Below are 23,124 nucleotides of genomic sequence, written 5' to 3' on the forward strand. Positions count from 1 at the left end.
CATGGACGCAGTCATCGTCACCGGCGGCTCGAGCGGCCTCGGCGCCGCCGTCGTCGCCGCCGTCGTCCGGGCCGGCGGCCGTCCGTTGGTCATCGACCGGCAGCCTCCGTCGGAGGGCGTCGAGTGGGTCGAGTGCGACCTCGCCGACACCCGGGCCGCCGAGGCCGCCACCCGGAAACTGATCGAGCGGGCCGGCGGCGGCGTCGACGGCGTGGTCACCGCGGCCGGCATGGATGTGCCCGGGGCGCTCGCCGACATCCCGGGCGAGACCTGGGACCGTATCGTCACCATCGACCTGCTCTCCACCGCCGCGGTCATCCGGGCCGCGATCCCGGCCCTGAAGCGGACGCACGGCGGCGTCGTCACGATCGCGTCCACGCTGGGCGTCAAGGCGGTCAGTGACGCGACCGCGTACTGCGCCGCGAAGTTCGGCGTCGTCGGGTTCACCCGGGCGCTGGCGGCCGAGCTGGCCGGGCAGGTCAACGTCACCCTGGTCATCCCGGGCGGCATGCGTACGAGGTTCTTCGACGACCGCGACGAGCGCTACAAGCCCGGGCCGGACGCCATCCTCAACGATCCCGCCAACGTGGCGAACGCCGTCATGTTCGCGCTCGGCCAGCCGGCCGGGTGCGCGGTCCGCGAACTGGTCATCGCCGCCGAGCGGGAGACCTCGTACCCGTGATCCTCGTGCTGCGCGCCCTCGGCGTGGGCGACCTCGCCACGGGGGTGCCGGCCCTGCGGGCGGTCCGGGCCGCCTTCGGTTCCCGGACCCTCGCCCTGGCCGCTCCCACCTGGCTGACGCCGCTGATCGCGCTGATCGGCGGCGTCGACCGCATCGTGCCCACCGACGGGCTCGGTGCCCCGCTGCCCGCGTTGCCGCCGGTGGAGGTGGCGGTCAACCTGCACGGCCGTGGTCCGCGGTCGCACCGCCTGCTGCAAGCGGTGGAACCGGCGGAGCTCTGGGCGTTTGCCAGCCCGCGGGCGGGGCATCTCGACGGTCCGGCCTGGACCGAGGAGGAGCACGAGGTGAATCGCTGGTGCCGGCTGTCGCGCCACTACGGCGTGGCCGCCGATCCGACGGACCTGACGCTGGCGGCGCCCGTGGTGGACGTGCCGCGCGGCGTCACCATCGTGCACCCGGGCGCGAAGTCGCCGTCGCGCCGCTGGCCGCCCGAGCGGTTCGCGGCCGTGGCCGGGGCCCTGGCGGCGGCCGGGCACCGGGTGCTGGTCACCGGCGCGGACGCCGAGCGGGAGCTCGCCCGGCGGGTGGCCGGGCTGGCCGGGTTGGGGCCGGACGCCGCCGTGCGCACCGGCCTGGACGAACTGGCCGGGCTGGTCGCCCACGCCCGGCTGGTGGTCAGCGGCGACACCGGCGTCGCGCACCTGGCCACCGCGTACCGTACGCCGTCGGTCGTGCTTTTCGGCCCGATGCCGCCGCGCCGCTGGGGCCCGCCGCCGCGACGGCCGTGGCATCGCGCGATCTGGCACGGCACCCGGGCCGAGCGCGGCGACCTGCCCGGCCCGGAGGTCCATCCGGCGCTGCTCGCCGTCACCGTGGAGGAGGTTCTTCAGGCGGCCGGCGAGGTGGAACGCCATGCGGTTACGGCGTAGCGACCTCGGGCGGCCGGGCTACTCGCGCCGCCGCAGCGGCAAGGGCTTCCGCTACCTGGACGTCGAGGGCGAACCCCTGACCGACGACGCGGCGGTGGCCCGGATCAAGGACCTCGTCATCCCGCCGGCCTGGACCGACGTGTGGATCAGCACCGACCCGCGCGGGCACATCCAGGCCACCGGCACCGACGACGCGGGACGCAAGCAGTACGTCTACCACCCGCACTGGCGCACCGTCCGCGACGAGAAGAAGTTCGACCACGCGCGGGAGATCGCCGAGCGGCTGCCGGAGATCCGCTCCCGGCTGTGCGCCGACCTCAGCGGACGCGGCCTCACCCGCGACCGGGTGCTGGCCGCGATCGTCCGGCTGCTCGACATGGGAATGTTCCGGGTCGGCAACGACCAGTACGCCCAACGTGACGACGACCCGTCCTACGGCCTGTCCACCCTGCTCCCCGAGCACGTGCGGACCAGCGGCGGTTGTGTGGTGCTGGAGTTCACCGGCAAGTCGGGCAAGGAGCACGCCCACCCGGTCGAGGACGGCGAGGTCTGTCAGGTGCTGCGCGACCTGCGGCGGCGGCACCGGGGACAGCGTCGGCTCTTCGCCTACTGGGACGCCCGGGCCAGACAATGGCGGGAGATCCGCGCCGACGACGTCAACGCCTATCTGCGGGAGATCAGCGGCACGGAGATGACCGCGAAGGTCTTCCGTACCTGGCACGGCACGGTCAAGGCGGCCGATGAGCTGGCGAAGGCGGGACCCAAGGAGTCGGAGTCGGCCCGCCGGAAGGCCGTCTCGCACGCCATGAAGGAGGTCGCCGGACTGCTTGGCAACACGCCGGCGGTGGCGCGCGGCTCGTATGTGGACCCGCGGGTGGTCGAGGCGTACGAGCAGGGGCGCACGGTGGACGAGCCCACCGAGGAGGCGGTTCTCGACCTGCTCACGGACTGAGTGTCACGCCCTTGGTCCGTTAGGGTGGTTCCCTTCGCCCGCGCCGGGAGGTCAACATGGCAGGACCGGCAGAAGGAGGGACGGTGGGTTCCGCGCAGATCCCGACGTACTTCAGTCACAGCTACCGTCCGGCCGACCGGCTGCTCAACGCCTATTTCCTCGACTACTTCTGGGACAACGGTTTCGCGTTCGCCGTCGACTCCGGCACGAAGCCGCTGTCGACGACCCAGCTCGAGGTCATGATGCGCTTCAGCGCCGCCTTCGTGGCCGTCGTGACCCGACGCCGGGAACCTTCCTACCTGTGCTCGCCGTTCATCGTCTACGAGTACGGCCTGGCCGTGCAGGCCGGCAAGCCGCGACTGGTGATCGCCGAGAAGGGGGTGCCCGAGAAGCACTTTCCCGAGGCCACGCACACCGTCTACTTCGACCGCGACCGGCTCGTGCCCGGCAGCGACGCGGGTGAGCAGGTCCGCGGGCTCGGCCAGCAGGTGGCCCGGCTGGCCGAGGAGAGCCGGCCCTACACCTCGATCGGGGACCGCCCGTTGGGCGCCGTCGGGGTCGTCCTGCCGCGCGGCCGGGTCTACCGGGAGGCGGCGCGCCGCATCGAGGAGTTGATCGATTCGGCGGGCTACACCGTGCAGCGGGTCGATCCCGGCGACCTCAACGCCGTCGGCGCCGCCCTGCGGTTCGACACGATGGACTTCGTCGTCCACGACGCCGGCCGCGCCTCCGGCTGGCTGCTGCCCTTCCTGCAGGGTCGGTTCATCCCGGCGATCCGGCTCGTGCACCAGCCGTCCGCGGGACCGCCGGCGGTCGTGCACCCCCTGCTGCGCAACGAGGTGCTCGCGGACGCCACCAAGGGTGGCCCGGCGCCGGAGGAGACGGTGGTGCGCTGGAGCACCCTCGCGGACATCGAAAGGGCCTTCCACCGGCTGCCGGTGCCGCGGCGCCAGTTCCGCAGCGCGGAGGAGGGTAGTCGCTATCTCTACAGCCTCGGCCGGTCGCTGGACGAGGCGGTCTTCCTCAGCAGCGCCGGCGAGGACCACGAACTAGCCATGGAGGTCGGCAGGGCGCTCGACCTCAAAAACGTCCCGCTCTTCCACTACCAGTTCCGCAACACGATCCCGCTGGGCGCCCGCTGGGCCGATCAGCTCGACGACCTGATCCGCGGCAGCAGCATCTTCGTGGCACTGATCAGCAGGCACTACCTGGAGAGCCCCTACTGCGCCAAGGAGCTGGCGACCGCGCGGGCGGCCGAGGCGGAGGGGCTGCTGACGATCGTGCCGTACTACCTGGACGAGTCCGGCGACACGTCGATCACCTCGCAGGGCGCGACCCTGACCGACATGCGCGACGCTGAGCGGGCGAAGAAGGTGGCGGAGGACATCGACGGGCTCCTGCTACGTCCCCGGCAGTCGCGCAGCCCCCGCCGCGCGACGCCGTCGGACGGCCCGCCCGCGCCGGTGGACATCGCCGTGCTGACGATCCTGCTGGAGGAGTACCAGGCCGTGCTCGCCCTGCTCGAGTCCCCGGAACGCCACTTCGGCAGAACTGACGCCGAGCGCAACCGGTGCGACTGGCACACCGGCCGGATCGGCGGCGCCGACGGCTTCCGGGTCGTCCTGGCCCGGGTGACCACGGGCAACGCCGGCGCGGCCGTCAACGCCGTCCGCACCATCGAACTGTTCAAGCCGAAGTACGTCCTGGTGGTCGGCGTCGCCGGGGCGATCGACGAGCGGCTGCACCCCGGCGACGTGGTCGTGGCCAGCCAGGTCGTCGGCTACGAGTACGGCGCCGCCGGGCCCGGCGGCTTCGAACCGCGCAGCACCCGGGTCTGGCCGACCGACGACGCGCTGACGACCACCAGCGGGTCGGTCGCCGCGACCAGCCCGGATTGGGCCCGGCGCCTGCGGGCTCTGCCGCCGGACGGCACCCCCGTCCGCCCGGCGGTCCTGGTCGGCCCGGTGGCCTCCGGCGACAAGGTGGTCGACGACCTGCGCAGCGAGTCCTTCGCGCCCGTGCTGGCCCAGCGCCCGGACCTGGTCGCCGTCGAGATGGAGGCGGCGGGCGTGTGCGCTGCCGTCCACGACGCCGGAGACGTCCGCTTCGCGATGATCCGCGGAATCTCCGACCGGCCGATGCGCGGTGCCGCGCCGGACGCCTCCCGCTCCGGTCAGACCGCGCAGCGGGACATGTGGAAGGCGTACGCGGCGGCCACCGCGGCGGCGTACACGGAATTCCTCATCTCCCGGGCGTGGCCCGAACGGCCGCGGGGGTCCGCGTGAGCGGGGATCCGCCCTGGCGGCCCCGACCGCTGGACACCTCGGGCACCCGGTTGCCCGCCGACCTGCGTGCTCTGGTCGAGGTGCTCGCGGAGAACAACCACGACGTCTGGGGTGCCGGACGGATCCGCGACGGCTGGCGTCATGGCGCCGAGCGCGACGACCGGGCCCGGACCAACCCGACCCTGGTGCCCTACGCCGAGCTGCCCGAGTCCGAGAAGGACGTCGACCGCGGCACGGCCGTCGAGGTCCTCAAGGTCCTGCTGACACTCGGCTATCGGATCGCTCGTGGACAGCGGGCGGCGACCGGAGAGGATGGTGCGGTGAGCGACTCAACGGTGACCACCGGCAAGCTGCTGCTCGTGGAATACGAACGGCTCAAGGAGGAGCAGAAGACCCGCATCGGCTTCCGCGACAACCTGATCTACGCCACCCTCGCGTCGATGGCCGGCGTCGTCGCGGCGACCCTGGCACCGCGGGGGCACAGCGGCCTGCTCCTGCTGCTGCCGCCCGTGTGCGTGATCCTCGGCTGGACCTACCTCGTCAACGACGAGAAGGTCTCCGCCCTCGGGCGCTACCTGCGCCTGACGCTCGCACCGAAACTCGCCGAGCTGGCCGGCGCGTCCGACGAGGACGCGCCCGGCATCTTCGGCTGGGAGATCGCCCACCGCTCGGATCCCGACCGCCGGCTGCGTAAGGTGTCCCAGCTCGTGGTCGATCTGGGCACCTTCTGTCTGCCCGCGGTGAGCGCCCTGGTGGTCTTCTGGGTGAACGGTCCCCACCGCGTCGACCTCGCGGTCGTGTCGGTGGCCGAGCTGCTGCTGGTGCTCGCGCTGGCCGTCCAGATCGTCAGATACGCTGACCTCGCTCGAGGCCGCTGACTGCTGCTCGGAGGGATGTGTCGATGGCTCGCACACGGCTGTACCTTGTCCGTCACGGCGAGCAGGACCCCGCCTCCGATCACGCCCCGACGGGCGGACTCTCTCCGCTCGGACGGGAGCAGGCGGACCGGCTGGGCCGTCGGCTCGGTACGGTGCCGTTCACGGCCGTCCACCACAGCCGACTGACCCGGGCGACCCAGACCGCCGACATCGTCGCCGGCCATCTCCCGCGGGTGCCGCGGCATGCCTGTGACTACGTCGTGGACCGCACGCCGGTGCCCTCACCGGGGCAGCTCAGTGCATATCCGGACCGGTGGCACGCGTGGTTCGACGGCGTGCCCGCCGACGAGCGCGACGAGGACGCCGTGGCCCTGCGGGCCGCTGTCGAGCACTTCGGCGTCGTCGGCGAGAAGGACCGGGACGAGCTGCTGGTCACGCACAACTTCGTGATCGGCTGGTTCGTGCGCCACGTGCTCGACGCGCCGGTGTGGCAGTGGATGAGCCTGAACCAGGCCCACTGCGCGATCACCGTCGTGCAGTGGTCCGACGATCGACCGCCGGCGCTGATCAGCTTCAACGACACCGGTCATCTGTAGCCGGCGACGAGCGGAAGAGGCCGGGTGAGCGGGTCACGGCCACGCCGAGCAGGCAGAGGGCTCCGCCGGCCAGGGCGAGCATGGTCGGCACCTCGCCCAGCAGCGCCCAGGACATCAGCACGGCGATCGCCGGGACCAGGTAGGACGACGAGCTGAGCTGCCCGGCGGTCATCCGGTGCAGGGCGTACGCCCACGTCGCGAACGCCACCGCGGTCGGGAACAGGCCGAGGTAGACCAGGCCCAGCGTGGCCGGCGCCGGCGCGGCCGCCACCTCGTGGATCAGCGTGCCCGTCCACGGCAGGCAGACGGCCGCGCCGGCCAGGCAGCCCAGCCACGTCGCGGTGAACGGGTCCACGCTGGTGAGTGCCTGCTTCTGGAGCACCACCCCGATCGCGTAGAGGCCGGCCGCGCCCAGCGCGAGCAGCACCCCGGTCAGGTCGCGGCGGCCGGTGGAGGTGGCCGCGGCGATGGTGGCGACGCCGCAGAAGGCGATGGCGAGGCCGGCGACCAGGCCGCGCGGGAAGCCCTCCTTGAGGTAGACGCCGGCGAGCACCGCGATCAGGATCGGGCCCACGTTGACCAGCAGCGCGGTCGTGCCGGCGTCCAGGTGGTGCTCGGCGGCGTTGATGAAGATCGCGTACACGCCGAACCACAGCGCGCCGTACGCGAGGACCAGCAGCAGGGGACGGCCTCGCGGGACGCGCCTCGGCCTGAGCACCGCCACGGCGGACAGGGCGAGCGACCCGACGGCGAGCCGGCCGAGCGCGAGTGACCCGGGGCTGTAGTGCGCGCCGATGGAGCGGATCGCGATGAAGGCGGACGCCCACAGGACCATGGTGATCCCGGCGGCGACCAGGGGCAGCGCGGCGGTCGTCCGGTGCTGCTCGGCGGTGGTAACGGTCATGGGTCCACCCTGCGGCAGCTCCCACTTCAGCACCAGCAAATACTTCTTCCCAACCATTAAGCAGAACTGTATGGTCGACCGCGTGCTGGACGTTCATCGGCTTCGCGTGTTCCGGGCCGTCGTGGCCAGCGGTTCGGTCAACGCCGCCGCCGCCAACCTCGGCTACACCCCGTCGGCCGTCAGCCAACATGTCACGGCGCTGCAACGGGAGACCGGGCTGGTGCTGCTCGCGCGCAACGGGCGCGGTGTCGAGCCGACGGCCACCGGGCTCACGTTGGCCGGGCGCATCGACGGCGTCCTCGCCCACCTCGGTGACGTCGAGGCCCTGGTGTCGGACCTGCGGGCGGGCCGCACCGGCACGTTGTCGGTCGCCTACTTCGCGTCGGTGGGCGCGGCGTGGATGCCGACCGTGACGCGGGCGCTGCTGCGCGACTTCCCGGACCTCAGGCTCGCCCTCGAGCTGCGCGACGACTTCCCGACCGGGTCGGCCAAGCGGCCCGACGTCCAGATCGCGGTCGCCGGACCCGACTTCACGGGTACGAGGGAAGCCCGGGCCCACCACCTGCTGGACGACCCCTACGTGGCCGTGGTTCCCGCCACCCACCCGCTCGCCGGCCGACCCGAGATCGAACTGGCCGCGCTCGCCGCCGAGAGCTGGATCGACAACGACTTCGCCCGGGGCTGGTGCCGCGACAACCTGCTCCAGACCTGCCAGAGCGCCGGCTTCAGCCCGTCGTTCCGCGTCGAGGCGCACGACTATCCCACGGCGATCGCGTTCGTCGACGCGGGCATCGGCATCACCGTGCTGCCCCGACTCGGCGCGACCAGGCTTCCCGCCGGCGTCGCCGTGGTGCCGGTCACCGCCCCCACGCCGGTCCGGTCGATCTTCGCGCTGGTCCAGACCGCCGTGGAGTCCGCGCCACCGGCCCGCCGCCTGCTCGAGGTGCTGCGGGAATGCGCCCGATAGCCTATGGTCGCCGCGTGCTCGTACGTACCCGCTGGACCATGCCCCACTCGCCGAGCGCGTTGTGGCCGTTACTCTGCGACTCGTTCCATATGGAGTCGACCAACCTCGGCTTCCACGGATGATTCTCGAGCACGCGCCGCTGTCGGTGAAGCCGGGCCAGGAGGAAGCGTTCGAGGCGGCCTTCTCACGGGCGAAGGACATCATCGCCGGCATGCCCGGGTTCGGACGTCTGACGCTGTCGCGATGCCTGGAGCGGCCGAGCGCGTACCTGCTGCTGGTGGAGTGGAATCGGCTGGAGGACCACACGGTCGGCTTCCGGGGCTCGGCGGAGTACCAGCAGTGGCGGAACCTGCTGCACCACTTCTACGAGCCCTTCCCGACGGTGGAGCACTACGACGAGGTTCTCACCGCCTGACGGCGGTGGGCGAGCCGGACCGCCGGGTCAAGGTTGTTGGTCGCGGCGTTCCAGGCGCGCCGGCGCGGTGGTTCGTCGGAGGTCAGAGACGCCCGATGCGGTCGCCCACCTCGGTGCGGGACGAGACGCCCAGCTTCCGCAGGATGTTCGAGACGTGCACGGCGGCGGTTTTCGGTGAGATGTAGAGCCGCCGGGCCAGGTCCGTGTTGGTCAGCCCGTCGCTGATCAGCACCGCCACTTCCCGCTCGCGCGGGGTCAGGGCCGCCGGGCCCGTGACCGCGGGCGCCGCGTCGACCGGTGCCATGCCCAGCTGGGCGCGGACCTGGGCGAGCTGGGCCACCCGCCAGCCACGCCATTCGGCCAGCAGGGGTGCGGCCGCCTCCACCTGCGCGGTGGCTTCCTCCCGCCGGTCGTCGGCGAGCAGGCAGCGGGCGGCGGCCACCCGTACGGTGCCGCGGGTCGCCGGCCCCAGGATGTGGGCCTCGACGATGGACAGGTAGCCGGTCAGCGCCTCGGTGCGCTTGCCGCGCGCCTCCGCGAGCTGGGCGTCGACGAGCGTCCGGTAGGCGTCCCAGACGTCGGCGTCGAGCAGGGCTGTGCCCATCTGGTCGAGCCGGTGCGCCGGTAGGCCGACGTTCAGCGCGGCGGAGATCAGGTCGTGGGCCTGTTCGCCGCTGCGCCACGTCTGCTCGGTGAGGGCCGCGATGAGTTCGGCCAGGGACGCTTCGGCGTGCGGGAGGTCGCCGCGACGGCAGGCGAGGTGGAACGCGAGGCCGGGTATCGCGCCCGGCGGGTTGTTGGGCAGCGCCGCCAGGTCGGTGATGAGCCGCTCGACCTGGTCGAGTTCGCCGGCCTCCAGGTAGAGCCCGGCGAGGAAGTGCCCGTGGTAGTCGGCCCAGCGGCCCCGACGCCGGTAGCCGCGGTCCTGCTCGCGCCCTTCCTCCAGCGCGGCGATCGCGGCGCGCAGGTTGCCGGCCCGCAGGGCGAGCCGGGCCCTGCCCTGAAAGTACGTGGCCACCGCTAGCGACTCGAAGCCGGCTCGCTCGGCGTCGACCCGCATCCGTTCCAGGGACGCGGCGTGCTCGACCGGCGAGGTGGGTGGCTCGCCGTGCACCAGGGCGTTGAGGGCACGGGCGGCCAGGACCCACTCGCCCGCCTCCTCGGCCTCGTCGACGAGGGCGGACAGGATCTTGCGGCCGGCGGCGGCGGTCGGGGGACGCTCCGTGAGCGTGGAGCCCTTCTCGAGGAGCGCGGCCAGCCGGACGGCCGGCAGGTCGAACTCGTCCGCCAGTGCCAGCGCGCGGTCGGACCAGAGCAGCGCCGCGTCCAGGTCGTCGCGCAGGTAGGCCGACTGCGCGATCGCGGTCATCGCCCGCGCCTGGTCGGCGCCGGGCGGGAGCTGAGCGATCAGGGTCCCGATGTCGTGGGTCAGCGCGCGCATCTCGTCGGTTTCGCGGGACTCCCACGCGATGCGGACCAGGAGGTAGAGCGACTCGGCGCGGTCGGTCATGGTGGCGGCGAGGTCACGCCAGCGCCGGCCGTAGCGCAGGGCGTCGTCGAGCAGTCCGGCCAGCCAGGCCGCTCGGGCGGCGGAGGCGAGCAGGTCGGTGTCGTCGGGCACCTCGTCGAGGCCCATCTCCGCCAACTGCAGGGCCTGGTAGGCGGAGCCGATGGAGAGATAGAGCGCGGTGCCGCGACGGGCCGCGGCGACCATGTCGTCGTAGCGGCCGGCGCCGCGGGCGTGGTGCGCCACCATGGCGGGGTCGGAGGCGCCGCTGCCCAGGAGCACCTCGAGGGCCGCCTCGTGCAGCCGGCGGCGCTGTCGGCCGAGCATCTGGTCGGCGATCGCCTCGCGCACCAGCGCGTGCCGGAACGCGAACTCGTCCTCGCCGGACTCGACCAGGACGCCCCGGGTGACCAGGTCGCGCAGTACGGCGACGAGCTCGTCCTCGCTGGCACCCGTCACGTCGGCGAGCAGGTCGAACGGAATGCGGTGCCCGAGCACGGTGGCGGCCTCGACGATGCGGTGGCTGACCGGGTCGAGGTCGTCGACCTGGCGGCGGAGCACCTCGGCGAGGCTCCACGGCAGCGGCTGCTCGACCAGCGCCTCCACGTCGTGTCCGGGCAGCGCGCGCAGCAGCTCTTCCAGGAAGAACGGGTTGCCGCCGGTGCGGTGGTGCAGCGCCGTCGCGGCGCGCAGCGGTGCCGGAGCGCCGGTAGCCGCCGCCAGCAACGCCGCGGTCTGTGCGGGGGTGAGGCGATCCAGCCGTACGTGGGTGACCGTGTGCCGGCGCTCCATGGTGGGCAGCAGGCCGGCCACCGGTTGGCGGCGGGTCACCTCGCCCGGCCGGTACGTCCCGATGAGCAGCCGGGGCCCGCGCTGGTCGGCGATCCGCTCGAACAGTGCCGCGCTCTCCGAGTCCGCCCAGTGCAGATCCTCGAAGACGATGACCGCGGGGGAGTCGCCGATCAGGTCGGCCAGGATGGCCAGACCGGTGTGCAGCCGCTCGACCGGGCTGCACGCCGGGTCCGCGAGGGCCGCGAGCTGCTGCTCGTCGACCTCCGGCCGGCCGTCGATGGCGTCCAGGAGCACCTCGTACGGCCGGGACAGTGAGCCGGGTTCCGCCTGGCCGATGAGGACCACCGTCTCCGCCGGCACGGACTCCAGCAGCTCGTGCACCAGCCGGGTCTTCCCGATACCCGGCTCGCCCGCGATGATGGCGACCGCCGGCTCCCGCGCCGAAGCGAGCCGCGCCAGCCGGCGCAGCTCGCTTTCCCGCCCGATCATCACCGGGCTGGCACCACCGCGGATGGTTCGCACGACGCCAGGGTACCGGCGGGCCGTCCGCGCACGGCCGGGGTCTTCCGGGCCCGGCGGGCCCGGCGCGCGCTGTCGAGCAGGCGCCACCGGTCGGCCTCGGCGATCAACTCACGGTGCCGGTGGTTCGCCAGGGCCAGCAGCAGATCGGGGTGCGTCAGCATGGGGTGTCTCCTTGTCAACCGTCGATGGATCAATCCTCGGTCGACGAGCGAGCCGCCACATCGGAAGCGCTTACCTATCTTCGCTGGTCAGACGCGCCTAGGCATGCCTAGGCGCGGGCGTCTACGGATAGGTGTACCGGTTGTTCGCCGTGATCGGGCTGGTCCCGGCCGGCGTGACGACCTGGATGTTCACCGACGTCGCTTTCGCGGCGGCCGGGAGGGTGACCCGGAGCTGGGTCTCCGACACGAAGGTGAAGGGCACCGACTTGCCGGCGGCCGTGACCCGGGTGGTCCAGAGGAACCCCTTACCGTTGACGGTCACCGTCCGCGGCGGGTACTGCTGGCCGCTCGCGGCCACCCCGAAGACCGAGGGGACGACCGCGGCGATGTACCGGAAAGCCGTCGAGCCGTGCGTCGGACTGGTGCCGACGGTCGTGACGACCTGGACGTGGGCCACCACGCCGCCGGCCTGCGCCGGCAGGACGGCGCGGATCTGGGTATCGGACAGCACCGTGAAGCTCGCCGGGAGCTTGCCGACGGTCACACGGGTGGCCGAGCGCAGGTTGGTCCCCGTGATGGTCACCGTCGTGGCGGCGTGCGACGGTCCCGCGGTGGCCGACAGGGTGCCGACCGCCGGCGGCGGCGGGTTGACGTAGGCGAGCCGGGCGGCGGGCACGACGGCGCTGGTCCCGTGGGTTCCGGTCACCGTGACGTCGACGGTGCCGACGGCCCGCCTGGGCGCCGTGAACTGCACCGTCGTGGGGGTCACCCGGACCGCCTCGCCGGCGAGGGTGCCCACGTTCACCTTGGTGATCCCGGTGAGGTTCGTTCCGGTGAGGGTGACGACCGTGCCGCCCGTCGTCAGCGCGGTGGACCTGCTCATCGCCGTGATGGCCGGGGCGGCGTGGTAGGTGAAGCGCGAGGTCGCGCCGGCGGCGCTGGCGCCCGCCGGGTTGACCACTCTGACGTCGACCGCGCCGCCGCCCGGGTACGCCGGAACGGTGGCGACCAGCTCGGTGACGCCCTTGATCACCACCGACTTGAACGGCGCGGTGACCGTACCGAATCGGATGCTGGAGGCAGCGTCCAGGTTGGCGCCGCTAATTCTGATGACGGCGCCTCCGGTTGCCCGGCCGCTCTGCATGGACAGCCGGGTGACGGTGGGCGCCGACACGCGGAGCGGAAGCTGCCCCACGGTCTGCATGAACTGATCGGCCGCGCGGGCCTTCGGCGCCTGCGACAACGGCTGATCCTGGTGCTCGCGCAGGCCCGAGGCGCCGTACCGGGACGGCGTCTCGGCGCTCAGGAACAGGGCGAACATGCCGCCGCCCAGGTCCCGCCACAGCTGCAGGTACTGCGCGTACAGGTCGCGCATCCGCTGGTGGCGGTTCGCCTGGGTGAACAGCGCGATCAGCGTGGCGTCGTCGCGGTCGAGGGCGTTGAGGTGCTGACCGCCCTCGTACGCCACGAGGCTCAGCCCGTACTGGTCGGCGAGGTTCTTGTAGGTCTTGATCTGGGCGCGGATCGGCCCGTCGATGGAGCGTTGACAGGCGTCGAGCAGCCGGTCGACGCCGCCGGCGAGCACCTGGGTGCGCACGGCGGTGGCCTTGGAGTCGTACGGAATGTAGGACGTCGGGTCGCCCGGGATCCACCGGTCGGCGCAGTGGAAGTAGGGGGCGATCGCCACGGCGTCGGCCTGGGTGTAGGCCGGGCGGTCTCCGATGACCTCGTCCTTCCACTCCAGCATCGTGCGGCCCACGGTCTCGTTGGCGGACTGGGTGGCAAGGACCCGGACGAGGCGACTGTCCGACTCGGCGCCGAAGACCTCCCGCCAGATCCGGAAGATCTCCACGGAGCGGCGCGCCTGGTAACGCATGCCGGCGATCCAGGGCACGTCGCTCAGGCCGAGGTCGAGGCCCTTGCGTTGGGCGTAGAACGACTGCGGATATTCGTACGTGCCGTTCCACACCTCGTTGGAGTACTCGATGTAGGCCTTGCGGTTCTTGTCCAGGCTGGCGCGCACCGCACCCGCGAACTTGCGCACGAAGTCGTCGGTCGCCTGGTGCGGCATGTTGAACCAGGCGTCCGCCCCGACCCGGTTCGCCAGTTGCGCCATCAGTTCGGGCGTCACGCCGCGGGTCTGGGTGGACCGGGCGACCGTCGGATAGTCCGTCCACTCCTTGAACGGCGAGCCGCCGTTGGTGAGCATCCAGGTCATGAAACGCAGGGATTTCATGCCGGAGAGACTCTTCAGGAAAGCCGGGTGGAAGACCTGGGCGGCGCCGCTGACCGCGTCGTACCCCGGCATCCAGATGTGGATGTTGCGGACGTAGTTCGACGGGTTGGTCCGGGTGATGGCCAGGAAGCGATTGCCCGCCGCGCCGGGCTCGTACTGGATCCAGTTCGTGCCGCGGTTGAGGATCTGGCCTCCGCCCCAGATGGTCACGTCGCCGTCGCCCTCCCAGGTGACGTGGTAGTGCTCCTCGTGGGCGCCGGCCGGCCAGGCCGGAGCGTCGGCGGAACGGGTGAAGATGGGCGCGTCGACGTACTGGTCGGCGGCCAGCCGCGTCACCCAGCCGTTGGCGTCCGTCTCCAGCTTCGGGCCCTCACCCCACTTGTAGTTGGGGCGGCAGTTGTAGGCCGTCACGCCCGGGCAGGTCGTCGCCTGGCTGACCCAGTCGCGGGCCGTGCGGAACACGTCCACGAACGGCGTCTCGACGGTCCAGTCGGTGACGCCGGCGAGGTTGACGCCGGCGCGGGGTTCGGCGGCCGTCCGCGCGGCCGGCGTCGCGGCCAGCGCGGGCTCCGCCGGCACGTGGAGCACCGCGGCGGTTCCCGCCATCAGCCCCAGAGCCGCCGCCGCCAGCCGGCGCCGAACTCCGCGCATCCGGACACCCCGCATGTGGCCACGCTCCCCACCTGGTGGCGGCCGCCTGCCGCCATACAGCACCGATCATCGACAGCGGTGGGCGGATTCGAAGTCTCGGCGGGCTGTCGCTACCGACGAGCAACCGGCCTGAGACATCGCCGAGAGGCGGTCACGGTCGGCGAGAGTCGCCCGTCGCGCAGTCGGTAGGCGGCGTCCACCCGATCGAGCCCCTCGGTGCGGTGGGTGAACAGCACGACCGTGCACCCCTGGGCGGCGTCGAGCAGGTCGGCCATCAGTGCCGCCGCGCCCGCCTCGTCGAGGCCCTCGGTCGGCTCGTCGAGCAGCAGCAGCCGCGGCTCCGCGAGCACCGCGCGGGCGGTGGCGAGCCGGCGGCGTTGCCCGCCGGACACCGTGCCGCCGCCGGCGCCCAGCCACGTGTCCAGGCCCTGGGGCAGGCCGGCGAGCCACGGCCCCAGACCGACGCGGGTCAGCGCCGCACCCAACTCCGGGTCCGTCGCGGCGGGCTTCGCCAGTCGCAGGTTCTCCCGTACGGTCGAAGCGAACACGTGATCGGCCTCGTCGCCGACGAGCACCGTGCGCGCGGGCCGGCTGACCGTTCCGGCCCGCGGGTCGAGCAGTCCCGCGAGGACCGCCGCCAGCGTCGACTTCCCGCCGCCGGACGGGCCGAGCACGGCCACGGTCGCCCCCGGCGGCAGGTCGAGGTCGACGCCGCGCAGAGCCGGGCGGCGCTCGGGATCCCAGCCCGCGACCAGCCCCCGCACGACGACACCGGCGGACTCCGCGGGCGTCCGGGTGGCCGAGGGGCGCTGCTGACGGATGTCGGCCAGCCGTTCGCGCGCCCCGGCCGCGCGGCGCCGCGCGATCGCCGCGTCGGGCAGGGCGGACGTCGGCTCGCCGAGCGCGACGACCGCGAGCAGCAGGACCGCCGCCCATTCCGGTGAGATCCCGCTGGTGTCCCGCAGGACCACGGCCGTCCCGACCACGGCCACCCCCGTGCCGAGCAGGTTGAGCGCCGCCGCCGCGCCGGCCGCCCGTGCCGCCCGCGTCTCCCACCGGGCGAGCGTGCGACTGCGCCGATCGGGTACGTCCAGCGCGTGTCCGCCCCGCCCGGCGAGCTCCTCGATGCCGTCCACGGTCTCCACGACGGCGTCCCGCAGCTCGGCGCGGGCGCGTCCGGTGGCCGCCTCCGTGCGGGTGGCGTGCCACGCTGCCAGGGCGGGCGCCCCGACGGCCGAGATCAGCAGCCCGGCGCCGAGCGGTAGCGCCACCGCGGGTACTCCAGCTACGGCGACGGCCGTGGCCACCGCCAGCGTGAGCGCCGCGCTCAGTGCGGGCAGCCGGCCGCGCAGCAGTCCGTCGACCCGCGCGTCGACGTCGGCGCCGATTCGGGTGAGCAGGTCGCCCCGGCGCCGGGTTCCGGGTCCGGGCACGCGGGGGATCAGGTCGGCGAAGACCCGCGAGCGCCAGTCTGCGAGCCGCGCGAAAGCCACGTCGTGCGAGACCAGGCGTTCGAGGTAGCGCAGCAGCGGCCTCGCGACGGCGGAGCCCCGGACCAGCACGACCGCGGTGGACAGGGTCAGCACCGGTGGCAGTGCGGCGGCCCGGACCAGCAGCCAGGCAGCGGCCCCGGTGAGCACGATGCCCGCGAGCCATGCCGCCGTCCCCAGCGCCACCGCCGTCCCGGGGCCCACCACCATCTTCCTAGGACGCCTTACGGGGTGTGACCCCCGCTGCGGGGGAGCCGCCGCGGGCGGCGCGGTGAGGGCAGACGCGCCAGCGGCCGTGGCGTCCACCCGCGGTGGTGTCACGTCCACGATGCGATCGGCCTCGGCCAGCAGTGCGGGCCGGTGCGCCACGACCAGCACCGCGCATCCCCGCCGCGCAGCCGCCCGCAACTGGACGATCACCACGCCCTCCGCCGCCGCGTCGAGGTGCGCCGTCGGCTCGTCCAGCAGAAGCACCACCGGCCGCCGCGCCGCCGCCCGCAGCAGCGCGGCCAGCGCCAGGCGTTGCCGCTGGCCGGCGGACACCCCCGACCCGTGCTCACCGAGCACCGTCGCCGGCGTGACCTCCTCTTCGAGCCCGACCATCCGCAGTGCCGACCGGACCTCGTCCGGCCGGGCACCGGGAAACACGTCCGCGACCGTGCGCACGTGCGGCAGCGCCGGGCGCTGTGGCAGGTAGAGCACCCCCGGGCCGGTGAGCTCGACCCGGCCCGCCGTGGCCGGATGCAGGCCGGCCAGGACCCGCAGCAGCGTCGTCTTGCCCGCGCCGGACGGCCCGCGCAGCGCCACGATCTCGTGATCGCGGACGATCAGGGCGTCGAGGGCGAGGGCGTCCGCGTGCGCGTCCGGATAGCGCACCCGCAGCCGGGAGGCGCACACGCCGGGCCGGTCGCCGTCGCCGGCACGAGCTGGCAGGTACGCCGCGTCCTCGCCGAGCATCTCGTCCACGTCGGCGATGACCGCGGTCGCGTCCGCGCTCGCGTGGAACCGGGCCGCGACCTCACGCAGCGGCCGGTATGCCTCCGGCGCCAGCAGGATCACCAGCAGGGCCGCGCCGAGTTCCATGCCGCCGGCGGCCACCCGCAGGCCGGCCTCGACCGCGATGAGTCCGACGGACAGGGTGCCGAGCAGGTCCAGTGCGGTCGAGGAGAGGAAGGCCACGCGCAGCACCCGTACGGTGGCGGATCGATGGTGGTCGGTGAGCTCGCGCACGACGGCGGTCTGGCGATGCGCGCGCCCGAAGATCCGCAGGGTCGCGAGCCCGTGTACGACGTCGAGGAAGTGTCCGGCCAGGCGGGAGTCGGCCGCCCAGGCCTCGTCCGCGCGTTTGCGCGTCGCCCAGCCGATCAGGGCGCCGAGCACCGGCACGAGCGGCAGCGTGACGAGGGTGATCGCCGCCGAGGCCGGGTCCACGACGGCCATGGCGACGACGACCAAGCTCGGCAGCGCGGCGGCGAGCACCAGGGCGGGCAGGTAGCCGGTGAACCAGGGCCGCAGCGCGTCGACGCCGCCGGTCAGCGCGGCGGCGAGCCGCCCGCTGCCGAAGGACGCGACCCGGGCGGGGCCGTGGCGCAATGCCGCGCGCAGCGTCGTGCGGCGCAGTTCGTCGGTGACCCGGGCCGCGGTTCGCTGGGCGACGACCTGCTCCGCCCAGGTCAGGGCGGCGCGCGCGACGAAGGCCGCGGCCAGCAGCGCGATGGCGTCGCGGCCGGTGACGATCCGGGCCAGGGCGACCGCGACCGTCACGGTCGCGACCGCCTGTCCGGCGCCGATCAGGGTCAGAACCCCGATTCCCGTACGCCCGGAGCGCGCGTGCCGCAGCAGTCGCGGATCGACCGGTGCCGGCCTCACGACGGCACCCGCTCGCTGGCGACCCGGTTGCGGAACACCCAGTACGAGTACGCCTGGTAGACGAGCACTCCGGGGAGCACGACCGCGCCGGAGACGCTGAGCAGCCGCAGCGCCGAGTCGGTGGCGGCGGCGCCGGTCGTGGTCAGCGACCAGGCCGGGTCGAGGGTGCTGCGGAGCACCACGTCGCCGTGGACGGTGAAGACGGCGACGACCGCGGCGGCGACGCCGAGGGCCGTGCCGGCGAAGGCGACCAGTTCGCGGCGGTGGCGGGCGACGAGCGTGACGCCCATGCAGAGCACGGCGGCCGCGAGCACGAGCCGGGAGCCGCCGAGGACGCCGGCGGTGCCGAGCAGCACCGTCCCTGCGGCGGCGAGGCGGACGCTCCAGCGCCGGGCCCGAGCGTGGACCGGTCCGGTGGTGCGCAGGGCGAGGAAGGTCGCGCCGATCAGCAGCGCCGCGAACAGGGCGGTGGCGGCGCCGGCGACGGCGGGCAAGGTGGCCAGCGGTGCGAGGCTGCGGGCGGGACCGTCGCCGGTGACCTGCCCGTCGGCGCCCAGTGCCAGGCCGTGCGTGAGGATGCCGAGGACCGCGCCCCACAGGGCCACGATGCCGGCGGAGGAGACCGCCAGGGCGGTGTCGCAGCGGCGCCGCCACCGGGGGCCGTCGACCTTGCCGCGGAACTCCAGGGCGACGCCCCGGACGGCGAGCAGCAGCAACAGGGCGGCCATCGGCAGGTAGAGGCCGGAGAGCAGGGCGGCGTACCAGTCGGGGAAGGCCGCGAACGTCACGCCGACGGCGGCGACCAGCCAGACCTCGTTGCCGTCCCAGAAGGGTCCGACCGTGCGGACGACGGCGCCGCGTTCGTGGTCGTCGCGGCCGAGCAGCGGGCCGAGCATGCCGACCCCGAAGTCGAAGCCCTCGAGGACGAAGAACAGCACCCAGCAGAGGACGACGAGCGAGAACCAGATGGTGATCATGCCGGTCTTCTCCTCAGTAGACGGGTGCGGGGATCTGGGCGGCCTCGGCGGGTGCGGGGTCCGGGGCGAGTGGTTGCCGCGACAGGTGGCGGATCAGGCGCAGCCAGACGACGGCGAGGATCCCGTAGACGACCGTGAAGCCGAGCAGCGAGCCGGCGACCTCGGCACGGGTGAGTCCCGGCGAGATGCCGTCGGCGACCCGGGAGATGCCGAACGCGAGCCAGGGCTGGCGGGCCGTCTCGGTGAAGATCCATCCGAAGGTGTTGGCGGCGGCGGGCAGGATCGGGATCAGCGGCAGCAGCCGGGGGAGCAGCGGGTGTCCGGGGCGGCCCTTGCGGGTGCTCCAGAGGTGGAACGCGGCGACGGCGGCCGCGAGCATGCCGATGCCGATCATCAGTCGGAAGGACCAGAACGCGACCGGGATCATGGGTACGTAGCTGCCGGGGCCGTACTGGGCGGTGTACTGCGCCTGGAGGTCGTCGATGCCCTGGACGGTGGCGCCGGGGTCGCCCGCGGCGAGGATCGACAGCAGTCGGGGGATCTGGATGCTGAGGAAGGGCTCGCCGCCGTCGGGGGAGCCGAGGGCGAACAGCGAGAACGGCGCGCCGGTGGTGGTGGCGTAGAGGGCCTCGGCGGCGGCCATCTTCATCGGCTGCACCTCGGTGATGACCTTGCCGAGGTGGTCGCCGGTCACCGCCGTCAGGGCGCCGCCGGCGGCGGTGAGCCAGGCGCCGAGCCGGGCCAGGGTCCGGTGGGCGGGTTCGCCGCCGTGCCGCTGCCGCCACACGCCGATGCCGAGCAGCAGTGAGCCGCCGGCCATCGCGGCGCCCGCGAGGGTGTGCGGGAAGGCGGCGAGGTTGACCTCGTTGAACAGCAGCGCGCCGAAGTCGTCGAGGCGGGCGCGGCCGGTGACCGGGTCCAGCGAGTACGCCACCGGGTTCTGCATGAAGGAGTTCGCGGCCAGGATGATGAAGGCGGAGAGCACGGTGCCGACGGCGACGACCACGATGGTGGCGACGTGCGGTCCCCGGGGCAGTCGGTCCCAGCCGAAGTACCACAGCGCGAGGAACGTGGCCTCGAGGAAGAACGCCAGCATGCCCTCGATCGCGAGGGTGGGCCCGAAGACGTCACCGTAGAAGCGGGCGAAGGCGCTCCAGCCCATGCCGAACTGGAACTCCTGCACCAGACCGGTGACCACGCCGACGGCGAAGGTCACGATGAGCAACTTGCCGACGAACCGGGTGAGGTCGCGGTAGCGCTCCTTTCCGGTACGCAGCCAGGCGATCTCCAGGCCGGCGGCGGTGGCGGCGAGGCTGATCGACACCGGCACGAAGAAGTAGTGGTAGATCGTCACGACCGCGAACTGCAGCCGCGTCAGCTCGAGCACATCCACGCCGTCATCCCTTCTACGACATCTCGTAGTAGATACTACGACGTGTAGTACGACGACGTGCAGTAGAGTGGGTCACATGGCTTTGGGGGACCTCGAGCGCGAGGTCATGCAGCAGTTGTGGGACGCCGGGGAGCCGCTCACGGTGCGGCAGGTGCACGAGCGGCTCAGCCGTTCGCGCGACCTCGCCTACACGACGGTCATGACCGTGCTGGACCGGCTCGCCAAGAAGGGCGTGGTCCTGCAGCAGAAGGCCGACCGCGCCTATCGGTACGCGCCCGCGCAGTCGCGCGAGGAGATGACGGCGGCGCTGATGCTCGACGCGCTCAGCGCCGCCCCCGACGGCGTCCGCGACGCGGCCCTGGCCCACTTCGTCGGGCGGATCGACCCGTCCGCGCTGACCGCCGCGATCGAGGCGGCCCGGAAACCCGCCGGTTGACCGCGCTGCTGCTCGGCGCCCTCGGGCTCACCCTCTCCCTGGTGGTCCCGGGGGCTCTCGCCGCGGCGCGCTGGCCGGACAGGGCTCCGGCCGCGGCGGTCGTGCTGTGGCAGAGCATCACCCTGGCCGGCATTCTGTGCGCCCTCGGCGTCGTGCTCGCCGCCCCGCAGGAGCTGGTCCACGAGCTCGGGTCGGGCAAGCCGGTGGGCGTGGCCGCCCTGATCGCGGCCCTGGGCGTCGCGGCGCTGATCATCATTCGCCTGCTGGTCTCCCTCGCCGGAGTGACCTACCGCTCGCGCACCCGCCGCGCCCGGCACCGCATGCTGGTGGACCTGCTGGATGACGCCGAACGCCACGGCGAGCTGCCCGCCGAGGTGCCGCCCGGCCTGCGGGTGCTCGACGGCCCGCTGCCGTTCGCCTACTGCCTGCCCGGGCGCAATCCGCGGGTCGTGGTCAGCGGGGGAGCGTTGCGGATCCTCGACAGCTCGCAGGTCGCCGCCGTGATCGCGCACGAGCAGGCGCACCTGCGCCACCGCCATGACCTGGTGATGGAGTCGTTCACCGCCTTCTATCGGGCGGTGCCGCGCCCGCTGCGCAGTCGGGCGCCGCTGGACGCCGTACACCTGCTGGTGGAGATGGTGGCCGACGACGCCGCCCGGCGCCGGTGTGGGGCGGAGCCGCTGCGCACGGCCCTGGCCGTACTCGGCGACGCGGTGAGCCCGGACGCGCCGGCCGAGGCGCGTGGCGACGCGGAGCAGGAACGGCGCCGCAGGACGGCCCGGCTCGCCGGCCCGGACGGTCGCTCCCTGGCCTGGTCAGCACTCTCCGTGACACTGGCAGTGAGCCTGCTGGTATTACCCACAGTGATCATCGTCGTGCCCTGGCTCGGACGAGCGCTGATGGCCTGGCCGTTCTGAGCTGATCCCGCCGACGTCCTCCGCTCACACCCAGGGGGCCGTGACCTCTTCCTGCACGTAGACCGTCACGTTGTTGCGCCCGCGTCGCTTCGACCGGTACATCGCCGTGTCCCCGTGGCGCATCAGCGTCTTGGCGTCCGTACCGCCGGGATAGGCCAGGGCGACACCCACGCTGACGCCGACGTCGAGCCGCAGGCCCGCGACGGCCGCGTGCGCCTCGATGCCCTCGACGATGCGCCGGGCGACGTGCAGCGCCTCGCTGGCGTCGCCGATGCGGGTGAGCAGCACGCCGTACTCGTCGCCGCCGATGCGGGCCGCCGTGTCGGTCTCCCGCGTCGTGCGCTTGATGACGTGCCCGATCGTCTGCAGCAGGCGGTCGCCGACGTCGTGGCCGTAGGTGTCGTTGACCGCCCGGAAGCCGTCGACGTCGCAGCAGATCAGCGCCACCGGGTACTGGTAGCGGGTGCCGTGTGCGAGGGCCCGCTCCAGGTCCCGCTCGAGGGTCGGGCCGTTCGCGAGGCCGGTCAGGCCGTCGTGCGAGGCCGCGTACGCCATGCCGTCGTTGGTCACCCGGCGCCCGGTGATGTCCCGGTGGTGGCTGACGATCGCGTGCACCGCGGGGTGGGCCAGCATGTTGCGGGCGATGATCTCGTGCCACTGCCAGGAGCCGTTGGCGTGGCGCACCCGCAGCTCCGCCGAGTGCTCGACGGTGCTGTCGGAGGCCAGCAGCCGGGTGAACAGCTCCACCGAGGCGGCCTCGTCCTCGGGGTGGAACAGCCCGCGGAGCACCTGGCCGCGCAGCTCCTCCGGTTGGTAGCCCATCACCGGCCGGGCCGCCGGGCTGACCCACGAGACGTCGCCCACGGCGTCGCTCAGGGTGATGACCTCGGAGCCGTCGCGCACCAGCGCCCGGAACCGGTCCTCGCTCAGTTTCGCCGCCGCCTCCACCCGCTCGCGCTGCGCGACGAGCTCACCCAGCGTGCGGGCGGTCGTCGCGGTGCCGACCGCGACCAGCAGGGCCAGGCCGTGCGACTGGTAGCCGGTCAGATAGCTGGGCACCACGTCCAGGGCGACCAGCAGCTGCCCGACGGCGAGCGCGGCGACGCCGGAGACCGCGGCGGGCCTCCAGGCCCGGGAGCCGGAGTGCCGCAGGTGCACCGAGAGGATGTGCAGGTGGGCAACGGCGAGCAGGGCACCCCAGCCGACCAGGTACATCGCGGCGGTGGCCGCGAGGATCTGCACGGGAATGCGCAGCCACAGGCGGCGACGGGGATCGCCCCCGGACAGCCGGCGCTGGATCAGGGGCTGCGTCCAGACCGCGCCGACGACGATCGGCACGGCGATGACCCACAGCGGCGCGTCACCCGCCAACCCGAACTGGCGCAGGACGATGACAGCGGCCAGCACCAGCAGGTGCGTCAGCCCGTTACGGACGAACCCTGCCGCTATCGCCACGATCGGGTTGTTCACGTTCGTCGTCCTCGCCTAGTCGCAGGCCGGCGCGTCCGCGCGCGGTAGACCCACCAATCGACCGGTCCGGCGGACATCCAAGGGTCCGGCCCGGG

At 73.2% G+C, this 23,124-nt stretch carries 18 protein-coding genes; 10 read left to right on the forward strand and 8 right to left on the reverse strand.

All coding sequences use genetic code 11. The features are described 5' to 3' along the window. The first annotated feature begins 1 nt into the window (after nucleotide 1). The 6 genes from AB0M36_RS13005 (at nucleotide 2) to AB0M36_RS13030 (ending at nucleotide 6,322) form a co-directional block, all read left to right on the forward strand. The gene (locus AB0M36_RS13005) at nucleotides 2–682 is read left to right on the forward strand and encodes an SDR family oxidoreductase (protein ID WP_364156006.1); all 681 of its coding nucleotides are present in this window, start codon (nucleotides 2–4) and stop codon (nucleotides 680–682) included. Continuing rightward, the gene (locus AB0M36_RS13010) at nucleotides 679–1,611 is read left to right on the forward strand and encodes a glycosyltransferase family 9 protein (RefSeq protein WP_364156009.1); all 933 of its coding nucleotides are present in this window, start codon (nucleotides 679–681) and stop codon (nucleotides 1,609–1,611) included. The genes AB0M36_RS13005 and AB0M36_RS13010 overlap by 4 nt, the downstream gene beginning before the upstream one ends. After that, nucleotides 1,595–2,563, forward strand: a complete 969-nt coding sequence (locus tag AB0M36_RS13015) for a DNA topoisomerase IB (protein ID WP_364156012.1) — start codon at nucleotides 1,595–1,597, stop codon at nucleotides 2,561–2,563. The genes AB0M36_RS13010 and AB0M36_RS13015 overlap by 17 nt, the downstream gene beginning before the upstream one ends. 83 nt (nucleotides 2,564–2,646) lie before the next feature. Then, entirely contained in the window at nucleotides 2,647–4,848 is a 2,202-nt protein-coding gene (locus AB0M36_RS13020) for a TIR domain-containing protein (RefSeq protein WP_364156015.1), read from the forward strand. Then, nucleotides 4,845–5,726: a RyR domain-containing protein gene (locus AB0M36_RS13025; protein ID WP_364156018.1), complete on the forward strand. Its 882-nt coding sequence runs from the start codon at nucleotides 4,845–4,847 to the stop codon at nucleotides 5,724–5,726. Before AB0M36_RS13020 ends, AB0M36_RS13025 begins: the two co-directional genes overlap by 4 nt. A gap of 23 nt (nucleotides 5,727–5,749) precedes the next feature. Next, a complete protein-coding gene (locus tag AB0M36_RS13030) occupies nucleotides 5,750–6,322 on the forward strand; it encodes a histidine phosphatase family protein (RefSeq protein ID WP_364156022.1) in 573 nt (190 codons plus the stop codon). On the opposite strand, the gene AB0M36_RS13035 is transcribed toward AB0M36_RS13030, so the two are convergent. After that, the gene (locus AB0M36_RS13035; RefSeq protein ID WP_364156025.1) at nucleotides 6,300–7,283 is read right to left on the reverse strand and encodes a DMT family transporter; all 984 of its coding nucleotides are present in this window, start codon (nucleotides 7,281–7,283) and stop codon (nucleotides 6,300–6,302) included. The two genes, AB0M36_RS13030 and AB0M36_RS13035, sit on opposite strands and share 23 nt — an antisense overlap. A 25-nt stretch (nucleotides 7,284–7,308) precedes the next feature. On the opposite strand from AB0M36_RS13035, the gene AB0M36_RS13040 reads away from it, so the two are divergent. Beyond that, the gene (locus AB0M36_RS13040) at nucleotides 7,309–8,193 is read left to right on the forward strand and encodes a LysR family transcriptional regulator (protein ID WP_364156028.1); all 885 of its coding nucleotides are present in this window, start codon (nucleotides 7,309–7,311) and stop codon (nucleotides 8,191–8,193) included. A 118-nt stretch (nucleotides 8,194–8,311) separates the two neighbouring features. After that, entirely contained in the window at nucleotides 8,312–8,608 is a 297-nt protein-coding gene (locus tag AB0M36_RS13045) for an antibiotic biosynthesis monooxygenase (RefSeq protein ID WP_364156031.1), read from the forward strand. 82 nt (nucleotides 8,609–8,690) lie between these two features. Here the strand turns inward: AB0M36_RS13045 and AB0M36_RS13050 are convergent, their stop codons facing one another. The 6 genes from AB0M36_RS13050 to AB0M36_RS13075 form a co-directional block, all read right to left on the reverse strand. After that, nucleotides 8,691–11,429: an AAA family ATPase gene (locus tag AB0M36_RS13050; RefSeq protein ID WP_364156034.1), complete on the reverse strand. Its 2,739-nt coding sequence runs from the start codon at nucleotides 11,427–11,429 to the stop codon at nucleotides 8,691–8,693. Next, a complete protein-coding gene (locus tag AB0M36_RS13055; protein WP_364156037.1) occupies nucleotides 11,396–11,590 on the reverse strand; it encodes a hypothetical protein in 195 nt (64 codons plus the stop codon). The genes AB0M36_RS13050 and AB0M36_RS13055 overlap by 34 nt, the downstream gene beginning before the upstream one ends. Nucleotides 11,591–11,711: 121 nt before the next feature. Beyond that, nucleotides 11,712–14,477: an IPT/TIG domain-containing protein gene (locus AB0M36_RS13060; RefSeq protein ID WP_364156040.1), complete on the reverse strand. Its 2,766-nt coding sequence runs from the start codon at nucleotides 14,475–14,477 to the stop codon at nucleotides 11,712–11,714. A gap of 110 nt (nucleotides 14,478–14,587) precedes the next feature. After that, a complete protein-coding gene (cydC, locus tag AB0M36_RS13065; RefSeq protein WP_364156043.1) occupies nucleotides 14,588–17,836 on the reverse strand; it encodes a thiol reductant ABC exporter subunit CydC in 3,249 nt (1,082 codons plus the stop codon). Next, nucleotides 17,833–18,813 (reverse strand): cytochrome d ubiquinol oxidase subunit II, encoded by a 981-nt coding sequence (gene cydB, locus AB0M36_RS13070; RefSeq protein ID WP_364156046.1) that lies wholly within the window; start codon nucleotides 18,811–18,813, stop codon nucleotides 17,833–17,835. The genes cydC and cydB overlap by 4 nt, the downstream gene beginning before the upstream one ends. Before the next feature lie 13 nt (nucleotides 18,814–18,826). Continuing rightward, nucleotides 18,827–20,206: a cytochrome ubiquinol oxidase subunit I gene (locus AB0M36_RS13075; RefSeq protein WP_364156049.1), complete on the reverse strand. Its 1,380-nt coding sequence runs from the start codon at nucleotides 20,204–20,206 to the stop codon at nucleotides 18,827–18,829. A gap of 76 nt (nucleotides 20,207–20,282) precedes the next feature. Here AB0M36_RS13075 and AB0M36_RS13080 point away from each other — a divergent pair, with 76 nt between their 5' ends. Together AB0M36_RS13080 and AB0M36_RS13085 are read left to right on the forward strand one after the other, a co-directional pair. After that, nucleotides 20,283–20,642, forward strand: a complete 360-nt coding sequence (locus AB0M36_RS13080; RefSeq protein WP_364156052.1) for a BlaI/MecI/CopY family transcriptional regulator — start codon at nucleotides 20,283–20,285, stop codon at nucleotides 20,640–20,642. Next, nucleotides 20,639–21,559: a M56 family metallopeptidase gene (locus tag AB0M36_RS13085; protein WP_364156055.1), complete on the forward strand. Its 921-nt coding sequence runs from the start codon at nucleotides 20,639–20,641 to the stop codon at nucleotides 21,557–21,559. The genes AB0M36_RS13080 and AB0M36_RS13085 overlap by 4 nt, the downstream gene beginning before the upstream one ends. Before the next feature lie 24 nt (nucleotides 21,560–21,583). On the opposite strand, the gene AB0M36_RS13090 is transcribed toward AB0M36_RS13085, so the two are convergent. Then, nucleotides 21,584–23,029, reverse strand: a complete 1,446-nt coding sequence (locus tag AB0M36_RS13090; protein ID WP_364156058.1) for a sensor domain-containing diguanylate cyclase — start codon at nucleotides 23,027–23,029, stop codon at nucleotides 21,584–21,586. Nucleotides 23,030–23,124: the final 95 nt, after the last annotated feature.

Origin of the sequence: Actinoplanes sp. NPDC051346, assembly GCF_040682215.1 — a bacterium.
In the GTDB taxonomy this organism is placed as follows: domain Bacteria; phylum Actinomycetota; class Actinomycetes; order Mycobacteriales; family Micromonosporaceae; genus Actinoplanes.